20 protein-coding genes, 2 tRNA genes and 2 pseudogenes are annotated in these 16,498 nt (G+C 50.5%); 4 read left to right on the top strand and 20 right to left on the bottom strand.

All coding sequences use genetic code 11. The features are described 5' to 3' along the window. Positions 1–16: 16 nt before the first annotated feature. Genes OQV04_RS04040 through OQV04_RS04020 form a run of 5 tightly spaced genes read right to left on the bottom strand, consistent with a single transcriptional unit; the run spans position 17 to position 5,700 of the window. Positions 17–1,522, bottom strand: coding sequence for a S49 family peptidase (locus tag OQV04_RS04040; RefSeq protein WP_001253935.1), 1,506 nt, complete (start codon positions 1,520–1,522; stop codon positions 17–19). Continuing rightward, positions 1,512–3,104 carry a phage portal protein gene (locus tag OQV04_RS04035; protein WP_001355910.1) on the bottom strand — a complete coding sequence of 531 codons (1,593 nt, stop codon included), beginning with the start codon at positions 3,102–3,104 and terminating at the stop codon, positions 1,512–1,514. Before OQV04_RS04035 ends, OQV04_RS04040 begins: the two co-directional genes overlap by 11 nt. Next, a complete protein-coding gene (locus tag OQV04_RS04030) occupies positions 3,101–3,307 on the bottom strand; it encodes a phage head-tail joining protein (protein WP_000259002.1) in 207 nt (68 codons plus the stop codon). The genes OQV04_RS04035 and OQV04_RS04030 overlap by 4 nt, the downstream gene beginning before the upstream one ends. After that, positions 3,291–5,219 (bottom strand): phage terminase large subunit family protein, encoded by a 1,929-nt coding sequence (locus OQV04_RS04025; protein ID WP_021565185.1) that lies wholly within the window; start codon positions 5,217–5,219, stop codon positions 3,291–3,293. The genes OQV04_RS04030 and OQV04_RS04025 overlap by 17 nt, the downstream gene beginning before the upstream one ends. Beyond that, complete coding sequence (locus OQV04_RS04020; RefSeq protein ID WP_000235436.1) at positions 5,191–5,700, bottom strand: terminase small subunit; 510 nt, start codon at positions 5,698–5,700, stop codon at positions 5,191–5,193. The genes OQV04_RS04025 and OQV04_RS04020 overlap by 29 nt, the downstream gene beginning before the upstream one ends. Before the next feature lie 401 nt (positions 5,701–6,101). Here OQV04_RS04020 and OQV04_RS04015 point away from each other — a divergent pair, with 401 nt between their 5' ends. Then, positions 6,102–6,302: a YlcI/YnfO family protein gene (locus OQV04_RS04015; RefSeq protein ID WP_024258772.1), complete on the top strand. Its 201-nt coding sequence runs from the start codon at positions 6,102–6,104 to the stop codon at positions 6,300–6,302. A gap of 131 nt (positions 6,303–6,433) precedes the next feature. Here OQV04_RS04015 and OQV04_RS04010 read toward each other — a convergent pair whose 3' ends face one another. From OQV04_RS04010 to OQV04_RS03960, 11 genes are all read right to left on the bottom strand, one after another. Continuing rightward, the gene (locus OQV04_RS04010; RefSeq protein WP_000828068.1) at positions 6,434–6,760 is read right to left on the bottom strand and encodes a TonB family protein; all 327 of its coding nucleotides are present in this window, start codon (positions 6,758–6,760) and stop codon (positions 6,434–6,436) included. 343 nt (positions 6,761–7,103) lie between these two features. Beyond that, entirely contained in the window at positions 7,104–7,328 is a 225-nt protein-coding gene (locus OQV04_RS04005; protein WP_101981593.1) for a hypothetical protein, read from the bottom strand. Positions 7,329–7,351: 23 nt separating this feature from the next. Further along, on the bottom strand, positions 7,352–7,810 hold the full coding sequence (locus tag OQV04_RS25000) for a lysis protein (RefSeq protein ID WP_001487958.1): 459 nt from the start codon (positions 7,808–7,810) through the stop codon (positions 7,352–7,354). A gap of 11 nt (positions 7,811–7,821) precedes the next feature. Beyond that, positions 7,822–7,953, bottom strand: coding sequence for a hypothetical protein (locus tag OQV04_RS03995; protein ID WP_001280922.1), 132 nt, complete (start codon positions 7,951–7,953; stop codon positions 7,822–7,824). A gap of 94 nt (positions 7,954–8,047) precedes the next feature. Next, positions 8,048–8,743, bottom strand: a complete 696-nt coding sequence (locus OQV04_RS03990; protein WP_000661714.1) for a phage antirepressor protein — start codon at positions 8,741–8,743, stop codon at positions 8,048–8,050. 273 nt (positions 8,744–9,016) lie between these two features. Further along, positions 9,017–9,550, bottom strand: coding sequence for a lysozyme (locus tag OQV04_RS03985; RefSeq protein WP_106490414.1), 534 nt, complete (start codon positions 9,548–9,550; stop codon positions 9,017–9,019). A 50-nt stretch (positions 9,551–9,600) separates the two neighbouring features. After that, positions 9,601–9,945, bottom strand: coding sequence for a YdfR family protein (locus OQV04_RS03980; protein WP_053295529.1), 345 nt, complete (start codon positions 9,943–9,945; stop codon positions 9,601–9,603). A 3-nt stretch (positions 9,946–9,948) separates the two neighbouring features. After that, positions 9,949–10,164: a class II holin family protein gene (locus OQV04_RS03975; RefSeq protein WP_000284506.1), complete on the bottom strand. Its 216-nt coding sequence runs from the start codon at positions 10,162–10,164 to the stop codon at positions 9,949–9,951. A 75-nt stretch (positions 10,165–10,239) separates the two neighbouring features. After that, on the bottom strand, positions 10,240–10,509 hold the full coding sequence (locus tag OQV04_RS03970) for a DUF826 domain-containing protein (protein WP_032253529.1): 270 nt from the start codon (positions 10,507–10,509) through the stop codon (positions 10,240–10,242). Positions 10,510–10,546: 37 nt separating this feature from the next. Next, a complete protein-coding gene (locus OQV04_RS03965; RefSeq protein ID WP_032253528.1) occupies positions 10,547–10,729 on the bottom strand; it encodes a DUF1378 family protein in 183 nt (60 codons plus the stop codon). Positions 10,730–10,872: 143 nt separating this feature from the next. Then, the gene (locus OQV04_RS03960; RefSeq protein ID WP_089655448.1) at positions 10,873–12,816 is read right to left on the bottom strand and encodes an SASA family carbohydrate esterase; all 1,944 of its coding nucleotides are present in this window, start codon (positions 12,814–12,816) and stop codon (positions 10,873–10,875) included. Positions 12,817–13,079: 263 nt separating this feature from the next. Here OQV04_RS03960 and OQV04_RS03955 point away from each other — a divergent pair. Beyond that, positions 13,080–13,199, top strand: a pseudogene (locus tag OQV04_RS03955) (hypothetical protein); the annotation flags it as partial. A gap of 122 nt (positions 13,200–13,321) precedes the next feature. Here OQV04_RS03955 and OQV04_RS03950 read toward each other — a convergent pair. Further along, a tRNA-Arg gene (locus OQV04_RS03950) sits at positions 13,322–13,398 on the bottom strand. 13 nt (positions 13,399–13,411) lie between these two features. Next, positions 13,412–13,488 (bottom strand) — tRNA-Arg (locus OQV04_RS03945). Positions 13,489–13,738: 250 nt separating this feature from the next. Between OQV04_RS03945 and OQV04_RS03940 the strand changes: the two genes are divergently transcribed. Together OQV04_RS03940 and OQV04_RS03935 are read left to right on the top strand one after the other, a co-directional pair. Next, on the top strand, positions 13,739–15,055 hold the full coding sequence (locus tag OQV04_RS03940) for a tyrosine-type recombinase/integrase (protein ID WP_072661569.1): 1,317 nt from the start codon (positions 13,739–13,741) through the stop codon (positions 15,053–15,055). 129 nt (positions 15,056–15,184) lie between these two features. Continuing rightward, on the top strand, positions 15,185–15,781 hold the full coding sequence (locus tag OQV04_RS03935; protein WP_047928883.1) for a hypothetical protein: 597 nt from the start codon (positions 15,185–15,187) through the stop codon (positions 15,779–15,781). An 86-nt stretch (positions 15,782–15,867) separates the two neighbouring features. Here OQV04_RS03935 and OQV04_RS03930 read toward each other — a convergent pair. Then, positions 15,868–16,425: pseudogene (locus OQV04_RS03930) on the bottom strand (hypothetical protein); the annotation flags it as partial. 15 nt (positions 16,426–16,440) lie between these two features. Then, the gene (locus OQV04_RS24995; RefSeq protein ID WP_003032489.1) at positions 16,441–16,497 is read right to left on the bottom strand and encodes an IS1 family transposase; all 57 of its coding nucleotides are present in this window, start codon (positions 16,495–16,497) and stop codon (positions 16,441–16,443) included. Between the last annotated feature and the right edge of the window lies 1 nt (position 16,498).

The following is a 16,498-nucleotide window of genomic DNA, read 5'->3' as shown; positions in this document are numbered from 1 at the left end:
ATGTTCAGCACTGACTTCATGGCATGGCCATGAGCATTTTCACGTCCGCATCACCGTCTTCTGACGCCTGTGACACGCCCCCCTGGACCGCAGCCGGTGAATGGTTCGCCATGAAATGTTCAAACAGGGCGGTTGTGGATGCAGAGACCGGTTCTGCCTTACCTGATCCCGCAGCCAGCACAGCCCTGGCGCTCTCCACGGTCATTCCCGGGCAGGCAGCCAGCTGTTCAGCCTGCGCCTCAGCCCCTTTTGCCTCATCCAGTGCCATGATCTGATCACGGAGTGATGGTCCGGCATTCGCCTGCGGTGAAGCAGCCAGGATCGGGCGGGCTTTTTCCACCGTCATCTCCGGCATCGCCGCCAGCGTTACTGCCAGTTGTTCACGACCGTTCGCTTCTTCACACGCCATAATGCGATCGGCTTCACTCTGCGCGGATGCCACCGGCTGCTGCGGTGCCGCCGCGGCCAGAATCGCCCGGGCCTGTTCAACGCTCATGCCCTGTTGCCCTGCCAGCATCGTGGCAAGCTGTTCACGTCCTTTCGCTTCCTGGCATGTCAGGATCCCCATCACTCGCTGGTTCTCCTGCACGGCGGCTTCCGTTGCAGTTAATTGCGGCATAGTGCCTCCTCTGACATTACTGTTCAGCGCCGTGGCCATCACACTGATGGCATCCGACGCATTGATTAATTCATCCGCCAGCCCGGCCTCAATGCCGGACTGACCTTCAAAAACGGCGGCCTCTGTTCCCGTGACCGCATCCACAGACAACCCGGTATACATCGCCACTTTTTCGGCAAACATCCGGTGCGCCGCATCAATCCGCTGCTGCATATCCTGGCGAACCTCTGCCGGCAACGCTTCAAACTGATTGCCATCCACCTTGTGCGCCCCGGCATAAATCAGCGTGATATCCACACCGGCCTGCGCCAGATGACCGGCATAGCTGACATGGCTCATCATCACGCCAATGGAGCCGATACGGGATGTCTGGGTAACCAGCCGTCGGGAGCAGGCCGACGCCAGCAGCATGGCTGCAGAACAGGCCGTGTCATTGCACAGTGCCCAGACCGGCTTCTGCTGACGGAGGCGGTAAATCATGTCAGCGCAGTCAAACGCGCCGGCGGCCTGCCCGCCCGGACTGTCAATGTCCAGCAGTATGCCCCGCACCTGGCTATCTGCCATTGCCTGCTGAAGACAGGCGACAATGCCGTCATAGCCAGTCATTCCGGAAAATGGCCGCATCCCCCCCAGCCGGTGCACCAGCGTGCCGCTCACCGGCAGTACCGCAATACCGTTCACCACCCGGTAAACACGGGCCGGTCGTTTACCTCCGGCCATGTACTCGTCCGTTTCAGCCAGCATTCCGGGAGCATCAAGCTGTACCTGCTGTTGTGGTACCGAAAGACTTGCTGCCCCCATCTCGCGCCCGAGCGCGCAAAAGAAAACCCGCGCATAGGCGGGCTCCAGAAGCAGCGGTTCATTGAATGCTGCGGCAATAATGTGTGAAAGATTACGTCTCACGTGGTGTTGTCTCCTCTTCCGGCCTGCGACTCTCCGCTATCTGCTGCTGATACGCCTGCGCTATCCACACCGGACGTGAGAGTCCGGCTTTTTCCCGCTCTGCAGATTCCCTGACCTGCTGGCGGAAAATGTCCTGATAATCCTCGCCCATCAGCGCCAGCTCTTTCTCATACGTGCTCAGTCCGGCCTCAATGCGCATCACTGATTCCTGAACCTCCTTGAGCCCGTCAATGGCCATTCTTCCGGCTCCAATCCACTCAGCCCGTGACCAGGCTGATCGCGCCTGATAAAAATCAAAACGTGCCCGTGGCGGACGAATAATCCCCCGAAGAAGTGCCTCTTCCAGCCAGCAGGAAAACATCTGCGTGGCCAGCCGGGACGCAATAAATTTTCGCCGCCCCATAAAATAGCGCCACGACTCATTGGCGGATGCGCGGGCACTTGAATAACTGACCTTCGAGTAATCACGGGACAACTGTTCGTAGGAAACGCCAAGACCGGCGGCGATATACCGCAGCAGCGCCTGTTCAAGCGCCGAAAATCCATTGTCTGAATCCTGCGCGGTCTGAAGTTTCAGATCATCACCGGGGAAAAGGTGCGGAATTTTGACACCGCCCAGCGTCACGCTATTCGTGTCATACCAGGTGGAGAACTTATCCAGAATATTAATAAGCGGATTATCCTTCTGCCCCTGCGGCGCACCGGCGATATATTCAAAGGCCTTTTCGGTATCAAGTTCACTTTCAATCGTCGCTGCATACATCGCCTTCACTATGGCCGACTGAAGCTGTGTTGCCTGCAGGGAATCGAGCATCTTCAGCCGTTCCATGACGCTGTAAAACTGATTAGCCCCACGGGTCTGCCCGTCCTCCACCGGCTCGAAAATATGCAGCATGGCCGGACGCCCGGTGGGAAGTTCACGCGGGATCCGTTCCCATCGTCCACTACCAGAGAACGGAAAATCGTCCTCACAAATATGGTACGCGACGGCACGGCCATATCGATCGACCTCCACACCGGCCCGCAGAAAACGGTTCCCCATACCGTGTCCAGGCGTGTCCACCCGTTTCGGACTCACGGCTTTAAAACGCGTACGGAATAACTGCGTGGTTTCCGTATCCCAGACCGGCTGCACAAAGATTTCGCCGTTAAACGCATGAACGCCCACACCTTCACGGATAAATTCCGTGAACGTGCGTTTTCCTTCCACGTCGATCTCGCCAAACATCCCTTCGGCGTATTCCGACCAGGCCGCCTCCACCTCATCGACAAAGCTTTTTGCTGCGGTCTCCCGCATCCCCAGCCAGCGCCAGTTCGGACGGTAGCTGATCAGAAACATATGCCCGACAATGTGATCCTTATGCAGAGCCACCGCATTAGCCGCTATTCCGTTATTGCGCACCAGATCATCTGCCCGGGCATTCCCCAGACGCAACGCGGGTAGCAGGGCCGCATCGGCACTCTGCGCCGGTGGCAACCACTCAGCCATTTGCCCGCCAAATCCTGCACCGCCCCCGTTGTAGCTGAGACTCTCACGAAGCGGAACGCCGTTCACATCAATCAGGACAGGCGTTCGTTTCATAACCTCACTCCCAGCGGACGACGGCGACGCCGGGTTGTCCCCAGTACCGACTCCGCATCATTGATCGCCCGGTTAAGCTCATCCAGAGAAGCCGCCGTATATTCAATTCTGCGACCATCTTTCTGGACAGACACCACCCGTTTACCGGTTAATAAATCAAGGCGCGCCTGACGCAGCGCCTGCAGTTCAGCGACTGTAACCATTCACTCCTCCGGACAGCTTCGCTGCCAGTTCTTTAAGGGTTGGCCGGGTCGTCTCTTCTTCCCGGGATTTTGCCAGTACAGCCAGATCAAGCTGCCAGCGTTGCACGGACACACGTAATGCCGCGTAGGCATACACCAGGCAGTCCAGCGCTTCGTTACGCCGCTTTTTGTTATCCCACAGCAGACGCATCTTTCCTTTTTCCCACTTCTCCACAAGCTCTTCCGCCACCAGTTGCTGCGCCTCTGTCTGCGAAAAAATCTCCGGATCATCAGGAAAACGGATGGCATACGACGTGGCTTCATCCGCAGGCGTGGGATCGGCTTTCATACGGGCATAGAGAATTTCTTTTGCGGTGTCCGTCCCCACTTCGCACAGATACACGCCCCGCTGATTGCGGGTTTTTGGCATGGTGATCACCGGCTTGCCATAAACAGATGCACCTTTTACCGGCAGCACCCGGAAAACACCGTGTTTTTTTGACCTCTGATAGACAATTTCGCCATCGATCCCCCCGGTGTCCCAGCAGACACGGGAAATGGTCATTTCGGTTCCGTCTGCATGGCGGTATTTTTTGTTGATCGCCACATCCACACGTAACAGCGTCTCTTCCTCATCGGGACGCCCCATAATGATGATTTTATCCACCAGAAAGGCTTCCTCTCCCGGAGCCCATCCCCAGACATACATCTCAAAACGGTTTCGCTGCGAGTCAATGCCCGCCGTCAGATAAACCACCCGGGAAGGCACCGCAGCCGTGTAACGCACAACCTTATCCATCAGCACCTGGTGATCGAGTTTTTCGCCCACGGCCTCTTCCCAGGTCTCGCCCAGCGTGGTGTTCACAAAGGTTTTCAGGCCGTTGGGATCTTTCAGTGCATCCAGCCAGTCATAGACAATCTGTACCCAGGTGGTGAACGGACTGTACGCCGTCCAGATATGGAATGTGATGGAGCGCGGCGGCGGAATTTCATTATCCGCGGCGCTGAAAAACGTCAGACCGTCGCGGGTCCACATCCCCGTGTTTTCACAGATCCACCGCCCGTTGCTCTGGTCAAGCTCAGACTGATGGATCACGCAGCCATGATGTTCACAGAGGTAGAAAACGCTTTCGGGGCTGTCCTTCTCCCATTTAAGGCCAAAAGGCGTGGACTCATCGCCAAATTTCAGATACTGCGCCTCCCCACAGTGCGGGCAGGGCACATAAAAACGCATGAAATGCGCCGACTCGTTGGCCGCTTTTTCGATCTGGCAGGAGCCTTTTATTTTAGGCGTCGAGCCGCGAATGGATTTTGGCCATACCGAGCCCTCAATACGCTTATCCCCCAGCAGGGTTGGCGAGCCCTCTTTTTCGACATCCGGCTCGAACGAGGAAAGTTCGTCATAGCAGACCACGTCCACGGATTTTTCACGGTAGTTTTTGGCGGCAGCGCCGCCCAGGCACCAGAAGCCCACACCCGATGAAAAGCGTTTCAGCGTGATGGTATTATCACGATGTTTACGTCCCAGCCAGGGAGAAAGTTTTTTCAGGCAGGGAACATCGCGAATCGTCGCCTCCACGTGAGACTTCATAAAATCTTCAGCGGCAGAATCCGTGGGCTGAAAAAGCAGACTGTTTCGGGATTTATGCTCAATAAAATACCCGGCGACTCCCAGCAACATCTTTGTATAGCCAACACGGGCAGATTTAATCAGATTAACAGTCCGGATCTGATCATTCCCCATGCTGTTCATGATGGCGATCTGGAACGGCAGCGTTTTCCATTCTCCCTCACCATATGAAGATTCTTTAGGCAGATAATAATTTTGATCAGCCCATTCAACTGGCGTCACCGGCAATGCCCTTATCAGGGGCTGTAATGCTGTTGTGACAGCACTCATCATATTATTCAGTTGTTGCTCTGATATATTCATCGAGTAAATCCGGTAATTTATCCCCCGCCCGCGCACACTGATTTGCCCCCTTCGCAATAAGGGTTTTCAGATGGTCAAGATGGCGCGGTGTTAAATCAGGAAACTGTCGCTGCATGGATAAAGGGATGGAATCAAGCGTACTGGATAACGCCATTGCCAGCTTGCTGAGGGCAAAAATACAGAACCCGGTGTCAATAAGTTTTCCTTTTGACACCTCATTTTTTAACTGCTGTGTAACAGCCTGTTCTGCTGTCAGTTCCCATCTGGCAATAAGCAATTTCTCCTCATAGTCGTCTTCGCTATCGCCATCAGGCACATCGTTTTTACTTCTTCTCAGATACGATATGTAAAAATCGCGCCAGGCATCCAGATCCAGTTGCCCTCGCTTATTCGATATCGGGGCACCCGGCAATTTCTGCAATCTGCGAAGCTGGCGATCGGTCAGACTTAAATGCCTGGCAACTTCAGTCTGCGTAGCCACTCCTCACCTCGCAAAAACTCTCACCTCACAATCACAACAAAACCGGTCATGTCCGGTTTTAGTGTCTATTTTTTGCGCATGCCCGGTTCATGGAAAGCATGTTTTTATATTTTTCATATGGTTAACTTGCAGAGAAACCGGACATGGATCCCGGAAAATTTTCATAAATAGTGAAAATCCGCGAGGTCGCCGCCCCGTAACGGCCCGGATCGCCGGAAAGGACCCACGAAATGATAATGATTATCATCTATATAAGGTTTATCACAACATGTGTGTACGCCATCAAACCACGAGAAATAATCAATTATGACGCAGGTATCGTATTGATTGATCTGCATCAAATTAACGTAAAAGCAACTTCAGATAATACAAATCAGCAACACTGAATATGGGGAAACATTATGTCATCAAAGAACAGAACCCGCAGAACAACAACCCGCAACATCCGATTTCCAAACCAGATGATTGAACAAATTAACATCGCTCTTGATCTGAAAGGTTCAGGAAACTTTTCAGCGTGGGTTATTGAAGCCTGCAGGAGAAGGCTGGCAACAGATGCAACGCATCTGCGCCCGGCCAGCATGAAAAATAACGAGAAATGAACGTTCGGCTACAGGAGCAGGTACCCACTGTCCTCCAACAATATTTCATCTTCATATCCGACGGAACAAGACTTACCCTGCCGGGATGTACAGAATAACAACAGAGTGATAATTAATTTCTGATGAAATAATCAGGGTGCAGAAGGACTAAAGATAAACGTTTTCTTCACGCCTTTACACGGCCTGTCCTTCTCAAATCGCCATTTTGCCATCGCCTTTACAACCTGCTCATCAAACAAATGGTGCGGCTCTGAACGGATAAACTCAATTCGGGTGACAGTACCATCAGCACCAATATCAAACTTCACATCAACCCGTCCCTTTATATAATTTGCCGCTGCATAGGCCGGATATTGTGGTAATGCCTTAACCAACTGTCGGGGCATATCTGTTTTATGTTGCGTACAGCCCATAACCAGAGAAGACAACAAAATAATTAACGGAAGGTTTCTTTTCATTTTCATTCCCGGCACAGATAAGAATAAGTCTTATTCTAACAATGCCACCCTGTCGGTCATCAATCCTCTGCTTAATGGCAACGACAATTATCCGACTTAAATCACAAATCAGACACATGACATAACAGAGCTTGCGAGGTAACACATCGTCCGGTTTCTTCCACCATCGCACCGGACCAGCGACCATGAGGGGACAACGCCGCGCTCCGTTAACGCGGTAAACCCCGGTGTGTATCGTTTTTGATTATCCCGCACACTCTCGCAGAGGAGTCTCCCTGTCGGGCTGCGGTCTCTGTTAATGCGGGGATACGGCGACAATACCGCGCATGGATAATAAGGTCGCTCAACACACTGGCTGTAATGCAGCGAATACCATGCGGCATTTAGCGGCATTCATCGTACACTCAACGGTTAGCTCTTCATTCGTGGCATTCACCTGAAAGGTCCGGGAGTGTAATTGCGTACATTTACCACTGAACGAACCTTCAACAAGAACACGACCACGCTGCAAAATACGGAACGGAATTGTTCCCTGAAAAGGCTTTACGGTTACCAGTAATTTCTTCATGCATTCTCCGGATAACAAAAATACTAGTTAATACACTGAGTGCGGATATAGTCCTGCGCCCCTTCCAGTTGCTTCTGCATTGTCATCAACCGCTCTCTGAGGGTGAAATAATCCCGTTCAGCGGTGTCTGCCAGTCGGGGGCCGGTTGCATTATCCATTCCGGAGGTGCCGGTGGCTTCACGCACGGTACCGGAGCAGGTGGCGTTGATCCGCAGGCGCTTACGGCCAGCGGCAACATCAGCACGCAGAGTTTCATTTTCAGCTCTCGCATCGGCTAATTCCCTTGAGTATCTGGCATCAAGCGCAGCAACATCACGCTGGCGCTGCTGCATGTCAGTAATGGTTGCGTTTGCCAGCTCCAGCTCTCTGGCTTTTTTATCGCGCTGCGCTTTGTAGGTGATGGCGTTATCACGGTAATGGTCTGTTGCCAGCCACAGCGCACCACAGACCACCAGCAGAATAACGGTAAACGCGGAAAGCATTCGGTTTATGCTCACCCCACCAGCCCTGCTGAAGTCAACGCCATCCAGGTTATGGAAAGAAAAAGAGCAACCAGCATTAGTGAAAATGAAATACCGACGATTACACAAAGGCCCTTCGCCAGCATTATGAGTTTGTCTGACATCTTTACCTCTTAATAGCAGTAATTAACCTGGCAACCACCCATAAAAACGGAATCAGCCAGACCAACAAAAATTTCCAGTCCATTTTTATCATCTTCATGCTGCGGTAGCTCTCCATGCAGCAAGCAGACCAGCAATCCACTGAACACCTTTTGGGGTGAATTTAACCTGCGTAAAAGCATGACCATTGCCCGCCTCGCCCGTTTTCACGCTAAACCGCCCCGCATCCAGGTGATACGAGTAAGGCGTCATTTTTCCAGCGAGGCGATACATTATTCCGTTCTCCAACAAAAACAGCCGGAAATCGGTTTCTTTGATACCGAGTAACTTAGCAACTTCCCGGAATCCCATCAGACCAGATGCTTCAACATAGTTATCAACAAATTCAGCCTTCGGCGCTGCTATTGCCAGTTGATTTTCCAGCACTGCTTTCTGTTCAGCCAGTTTTGCCGCAAATCGCAACGCCTCAGGTAAAGTCCGGGGGATCTGAATACCATGCATCGCTTTGAGTCTTGCCAGCACAGAACGACGAACGGCCTTTGACTCCCTCATGCCAACGAGCATCATCTGGTCAAAATCCAGATCATAGTATGCCGTTCTTGTCTGGTTATTGTTTAACCGGAATTTTTTTCCGGTTCCATCAAGCTCTAGCTCATCCTCAATTTTTGCAAGAAACTTACGCGGTTCATGAGGGACTTCTCCGGCTTCTGCCCGGGCTGGATTAATAATGTTATTCAGAAAATCCAGACTACTCATGGATATTTCATGATCGACAGAAATCATCTCTTTCATGGTTGATTCCTTTTAGTGATGAACCCTGCGCACAGGAATAACCAGCCCAAAGAGGGTTAACCAGACCACTGCCGGTTATCCACCAGGGCTCATCCTGAAAGGTTCTTTGGTTTATTTACGCTTGTGCGAAGCGCAGAAATGACAAAGGCACCATTACGGTGCCTCTGCGTGAAATAATCTGCCTAACTTTATTCACTTACATTTTGCCAGTTCGCAGGATTTCGTGTTATCCGCCCGCGCTGGCCAACGTCATTTTTCAGCAAAATATTCTGCTTATCTGTCGATTTCCCAGCACGCCAGAGCGCTCTCCTGGTCACGACGGGATACCTGACCATAACAGTTATTTGAGCGAATACGGCAGTCTCTGCCACCGTCCTTAATCCACCAGCGAATCGCTTCGCAGGCACCTTTTCGATCTCCTGCATTAATTCGTTTATAAAACGTCGACGGGAAACACTTACCTGGGCCAATGTTGTAAGGACAGAATGACGCAATACCCGCTTTCTGGGGTTCAGTCAGTGGCACTTTGATGTTTTTCGCCACCCATGCCAGCGCCTTATCACGTTCAATGGCGTTAACCTGGTCGCATTTTTCCTTCGACAACTTCATGCCCGGGAGGACAGGCTTACCATCCACCCGGGTGGCTCCACGGCAGATGGTCCAGATACCCGCACCATCACGGTATGCCGTGGTGTGGTTACCTTCCTTTTCATCCAGAAACTGGTCGAGAATGTCAGGCGCAGGCGCACCTGCGGCAATCAGCGCCAGAACGGCAGCCGACAGGCCGTATCTGATTTTTGCGTTCATGGATATTTATCAGGGTTTATCGATTTCAAATCCCTGGATATGTTAAGTCTTCAGGCCAGCGGTGGAGTCTTCAGAGAACCAGTAATTATTCCCGGTAGTTTTCCTCTGTAGGTTATCAACACATCCTGCGCCTCTAAAATTACGGGGCGCTTTTCCGGCAACGGTTCGTTCCCTTCACATAACCCGGCAGCAACATCCATGAAAAACTGCTTCGCCTGCTTTTTCGCCTCAGCTTCGTAAAACTCCAGCGTGGCACCTTCAGTACGGTCAAGACTAATCGCCACATTTGGCAACAACAGTGACGTATACCCACCCGTTTCCAGCGCCACAGTAACAGTAATCTTATCCGGGTAATTATTTATCCCTTTAACAACCAGTTCGTATTGTTTATTCATCGTCTACTCTCCCCGCGCCGCCTTACGCCGGTCTTCTTTAATTTTGAAATACAGGTTCGTCAGATATGTCAGCAGACCAAACAGCAGACTCCCCAGCACGCCTATTGCCGCCCACTGAGACGGGGAAACCCTGTCCAGCAGCTGCAGGAACCAGTAGCCCGTCCCCACCGCTGACGTGGTGTATGACACACCTGTTGTGATTTTTTCCATCTGGTACATACCCCGTCTCCCGCAATCCGGAAGCTCACAACAACAAGAGGGGCATCAGCTCACACCGACAGCCCCTGCGCATGGTTACATCATCATTTCGCCGTCAGGCTGAGGCTCACTGCCACCATCAGGCTGAGACACGACACCATCTGAAACAGCACTGTCACCCGCACCGTCTTCAGGCCCGTGAGCAGCCGTTACCCCCAGCAGTTCATCCAGAATGGCATCCACTTCAGCATCAAGACGCGCCTCAAGATTCTGACGAAGTTGCTGTTTCAGTGCGCTCCTGACTTCTTCAGAGCGCAGAACATCCTTCACTGCTTCAGCAGTGACCAGCGATTTTATTTCTGACATGGTATTTTCTCGTTGAAAGGTGTTGTTAAGAAAGTTGCTACGGAATGAGAGGCTCTTCGGGTTTTGTTCCGGCTGACTGACTGGCGCTGATTTTCTCAGCGGCCCTTTTGTCAATCTGTCTGCACCAGAAATCTCTCACGACTCTGTACCCACCAGAAAGAAGATACAGCACACAAACTGCTGTACAGAAATACAATAAAATAAGCTGTAAAAATGTCATTATCCCTCCCAGTTATTGATATGGTGTTGACATCGTTAATACCTGTTGGTTAAAAAAGCGTCCTGCATGTTTTGCTTTGGATGTGACAACCTTTGCCGCCGGTTTCTTGTTTTCCCTTTCCCGGCGGCATTTTTTTATCCTGCTTACGCGTTATTCACTTCCACCACAATGCTGTCAATCAGCACCGGGTATGTTGCACCGTTAGTGATATCGGTCACGCGCAACTTGTCTGCCGTAAACGTGCCGACCGGAGACTGCGACAGCATGAACGGTGTCCCGTCCTGTCCATCAATCACCGGCGTCACCTGAATGCTGTTATTACCGGCAAAACGGAATGCCAGCGTATGCCATTCGTTATTAAATGCACCGAATGAACCCAGCTTCGTGTTCTGGCCTGGATTACCCTTGTGGTACATCACGTTAAGGTCTGTGGCATCGCTCTGAACATAAAACGATGCCAGCAGGTTATGACCGGCATTACCTTCCAGGGTAACCCCTTGTGGCAGGGCAGAAACCGGCCAGTACAGCGCCAGTGCGTACTGATTAGCCGTCAGTGTGCCGTCAACCTTAAACCGGCAGCTGACAAGACCACCTTTACCCAGCAGGTCTGCACCATTACCGGCATCATGCTCAAGGTACCAGGAGGATTTACCTGTTTCCTTGGTCAGTTTCATTGCCTTACCCCCGCTGGCTCCGGCATCATCCACGATTTGAGCCTTGCCACCACCGGCAGTCCAGCCCTGTGGTGCCAGCTGTCCTTCAGACTCTGATGCCCGGTAAGCAAGCAACGTGCTCATTGTCGTTGTGTCAGCCGGTGGTGTGGACGGTTTTGATGGTGTATCAGGTGACGGCTTCTCATCCGGTGGTGTCACGGTCTGCCCGCGCATCAGTTCAGCCGTGCGCCCTGCATGGAGCATAATAGCTGAGGCCAGACGGTCTGAAATGACGCCCCTGCGTGCCCATGAGCTGAAATGGCTGTCACGCTGTGTCGAAACAAAACTGCCCTGGGTTCGGGATGCCGCACCGTAATACCCGACAGCCACAATATCCGGGTCTTCCGCCGGAGCATTCGTTGGCGTGTTCTGTCCATTCTCATCCGTCAGGAACGGTACAAAGAAAATATTCTGTGCGGTCAGATTTTTATATGCGCCATAGACTGTTTCATACTGCGTGGCATACGTGTTTTTCCAGTAATACGTGGTATCACCACAAATCCACGGCACCGTGCCAGCATTTCCACTCACGCACTGCGCTGCAAGTGGAGACAGGTCGGTTCTGAACTGCTGAACCATGGCTGTGAATAAACCATTATGCTGCTGACTTCCTGAAGCAAGGTCTGCCTCTCCCTGCATCCATACCACAGCCAGAAGTTTATTTTTCGGGTTCTTCGCCAGCGCCGCTCTGGTGCGACTGAGCAGGTCCTGATACAGGGGTTTACCGGCTCCCCAGCGTGAAGAATCAGCGGAAGCACCGCTGACCTCACTGAATGAGCCGTCGGCTCCGGTGGTAAATGCCGAACTGCCACGGCAACAGGACACCAGAAGTATCCCGGCATTCTGCGGGATATAAGGCAGCAGTTTTTTGGCAATATGCAGCCCCTGACCGACAGTCCCGTACTGGCCCTTACTCAGGTCTGCATGAGGATGGTTAAGTGCGCTCATGTCCTGAACATCATGCAGACAGTGGTCTGCCGGAATAACGTCATTGTATGCACAGGTATCACCACCCGGCGTCACAGTGCTGCGACGGGCCAGCTGCTTAATACGGGAGTCAGGGCGATCATAGGTCTGCGGCAGAGGAAGCCCCTCACCATAGGCCATACCGTTCGACTGCCCGGCCAGGGGAATAACGTAGTAATACTCCGGTTCAGTGATAGCCACTCCCGGAGAGCCACCAGCCCCTGTGTCGGGCACAACCACAGGCGTGGTCACATCACCCTCTGCGGCAATAGCCTGCATCAGTGTATAAGGAGTGATAGCCACAGGACTGCCAAACGGCTGCCAGCCCTCCTTCAGTTTTTGTGTCAGTCGCTCCGCAAGGTCTGACGGCGACGCCGCCCTGACCACGTCATAGTGTTTAAATGCCATTATTCCTCCCCTTTCCGGGATTTTCCTCAACAGTTGCGGGCCACGGTCCGGCTACACGGAGAATCAAAAGAGGAGAACCGCAGCCCGCAAAACGAAAAAGGCCGCGCAGTTGCGCAGCCTTATAAACCCTGGTTAAAATCCACACGATAAAAATGACAATGCAGGTATCTCATGCTGTTGCCCGAACACACTCGGGCTTTTTTTGCATAAAAAAATCCCCTCCGGAGAGGGGATTTGCTTGTGTGAACATTTACATTGCATAACTGCATGGTGCCGGGTGCCTCCCGGTGAATTCAGTACCAGCACCTGAATCCGCGATTATCCCATATACCTACTCGCTGATTGCCCCTCCGCACAGGGGGATTCACCATGCAAAAATTTTTTAACAACTCTCCGTCAACCAGACAATCATCAACTGCCTGAATTGTGAGGCATTTAACATTTCACTGTCCGGTGTCTTTCCTGTAATAAAAAGCCCGCAAAAGCGAGCCAGGGAAAATAAGTGTGGCGCGTTGTACTGGATTCGAACCAGTGACCGATTGCTTAGAAGGCAATTGCTCTGTCCGGCTGAGCTAACAACGCATGATGCAGATAATGGACCGCCATCGGGGACTTGAACCCCGCGCAACCAGCTTCGAAGGCTGGCGCTCTTTCCTGATGAGCTAATGGCGGTATGTGATGGTGGCCCTTGCTGGATTTGAACCAGCGACCTGGCGATTATGAGTCATGAGGCAAGTCCATTCTATATTGTTTTGGTTTGTTCGTAATTGTTTTATTAATTGTTTATAATCAAGTAATTATGTAATTGCTTCTGTTTCCGCTTGGTTCCGTTTTTTCTCCATTGTACGATCGTTACCTGACCCATTACCTGACCCAAATTTACGAGTTATTTTGATTGTTACTGGTTTAGAAAAGAGGTTCTATGGCCGTCAATCTAACTGAAACAGCTATCCGAGCATTGAAAGCAAAAAAGACATCGTTCTATGTCTGGAGCAACAGTTCTCAACGTGGCACTGGACGACTTGGCATCAAAGTTCAGTCTTCTGGCAGCAAAATTTTCTATTTCCGCTATTACGTGGAAAAAGGGAAAAAAGAAAGATTCATTCAATTGGGTATATGGCCTGAGATGAAACTGGCTACAGCGAATGAACTGGCAAAAAAGTATGGTGCCTGGCTCATTGAAGGAAAGGATCCCCAGACAGAACTGGAGCGACAACAGCTTGCAGAACAGCAGCGGATACAACTCCATCAATCACAGGGCTCATTTGAAGCATTGATTCATGGTTATGTTAACAAAATGAAAATTGATAATAAGAGAACATGGCAGGATGTTCTGAAACGCCTTGAAAATGAATGCTATACAGTGATCCCCCGTGAGACTAAAGCTAAAGATGTGACTTCCGGACAGATTAAACATATCCTGGCCGGGATCATTCAGCGCGGTGCAGTGGTTCACTCTAACCGGATCCGTTCTTACCTGATGGCTGCATTTAACTATGGTCTGAAAGCTGATAACGATCCGATGAACACAAGTGTAGGGATTACTTTTGGGCTGGAGGCCAATCCGGTATCAGTGATACCGAAACAGTCATCTGCTGAAAAAGTCGGTGACACCTGGCTGACACTCGAAGAGTTGCGTTTTCTAATGGAACATTTTGCTGAAGCAACCAACGTTGGATTATTGATGCAACATTTGATCCGATTCTGTATCTATACCGGGGGGCAACGTCCCTTCGAAATGATCGCCAGTCAGTGGTGTGATGTTGATTTTCAGCAAAAAACGCTGCTGGTGACTGCGGATGTCTCTAAAAATAAGCGAGAACATTTGATACCGTTGACTGAATCAGCATTACAGGAATTATCTTGTGTGCAGGAGTTAACAAAAGAAAAATCGAGCCCTTACATTTTCCCGCTTTCGACTAATGGTAAGCGTCCGGTTCGTACGGACAGTCTGGCTCGCGCTATCATGTATTTCCGGGCTTGTAATCCTGACTTTAAAATTTTTACAGCACGTGACTTACGTCGGACCTGTAAAACGTTAATGGGAGAAGCTGGAATCAGTAAGGAAATCCGCGATCGTATTCAAAATCATGCGTTGAACGATGTCAGTTCAAAACATTATGATCGATACGATTATTTGCCAGAAAAACGCAGAGCACTTGAGATCTGGGAAGACCGGGTTAATAACTATCAACAGCAAACAGGCAATAATGTTGTCAATCTGTTTGGTAGAAGGTGAGGGCGTTCCTGATCGTTGTACGACTTGAGTACAATTGATGAGTATTGTTGATGCGCCTGGCTCTGGTATTGTTTACTATAATTATTGAGGTAAATTTTCGTGCCTGTATTACTCAGAGGGGATTCTAAAATGGCTGTAATTCCAATGTCTTACTCCCCTGCTACTGTAGCCCGTCGTTTTTCGATACTGGATGGAGTAACTATTCAGGGCGTGCTTTACCAGATCATCTGGGATCCAAAGACTCCGTTTGCTGCGGTAATCGAAGCTGCACCTTCTGTTATTGATGGTGATGTTCGCCATAAGGTTGTTGCCACTCTGGAGCTTCAGCGTCGTCCCCGACTTGAAGGCGTGTTTGTCCAGAAATTCTGGGAAGAACAGGATGTTGCTCAGATTGAAGGGATTGTTGTCGATGGAGCTGTACGCGATGTTGGTCTTGCAACGTTTGTTTATGAAACGATAGTCACAAAAGCGGGCGTTGTACTATTAAGTGATAACGAGCAATATGAAGGAGGAAAAGCTCTCTGGCAGCATATTGCGCGTCGTTCAACGAATCTGAAGGTGTTTATTTTAGATACTGATTCCGCACGGTATTACCCGTTTGATGGCGAACGGATCAGTTATGACGGGGAAAGCATCCCGGAATCAGAAATCTGGAGTGAACATCCTGAGCGAAACAAACACACTGTCGTTCTTGTGGCCGAATCTGTTAATGGAAAAGCCGCATAATTTGCCGATTGCCTCGTGTTCCTAGAGCTCTGGCAACCTGAAGCAGAACAAACAGGGGATAACCGGGCTGTTATCCCCTCAGTGATCTACTGCCCGGTCAGGCATTTTCCCCATAAAGGTCGAATCACATCTCTATCTTCACTGTAGGGAAATCTTTTATTTTTTTTCTTCTGTTCCAACAGGAATGCGTCGATTTCGTTATTGATAATCTCCTTAACAGTGCGGCGATAACGGTTTAGCGACGTATCACTTATATTTGTCTTTGGCAGGCGTAAACTGGTATCGGCTTTGATGTCTTCATTTATGCCATCTTTAACTTTTCGTTTTGGACTATCCGGAATCCCTTCATGCAGATCATAGGCTTTCAGCCCTACAAGTCGTACGGCAACGTCAATCTTCTCTGTTCGTTTTTGTTTATGACTTTCTAACAAAACTTTATTTTTTTCATACCATTTTTGAAATGTTTCCAGCCGTCTCTCATTATCTTTACTGAGCTCCAGGAGAGAATAAAATTCAAAACTATCTGTTATATTAATTTCACTCTCTGATGCCGGAGGTTTTATTCCTGGAAACTCTATCTCATTTTGGGATGATTTCTTGTATTTCTTCTGCAGACAATGGCAAAGATAAATTACTGCATCCTGGGTAATGACTCCAACTTATTGATAGTGTTTTATGTTCAGATAATGCCCGATGACTTTGTCATGCAGCTCCACC

Source organism: Escherichia sp. Lx600-2, assembly GCF_036662595.1.
Lineage (GTDB): Bacteria > Pseudomonadota > Gammaproteobacteria > Enterobacterales > Enterobacteriaceae > Escherichia > Escherichia coli.
Note: the sequence above shows the minus strand (reverse complement) of the source record. Positions and strands in the feature narration are given on the sequence as shown.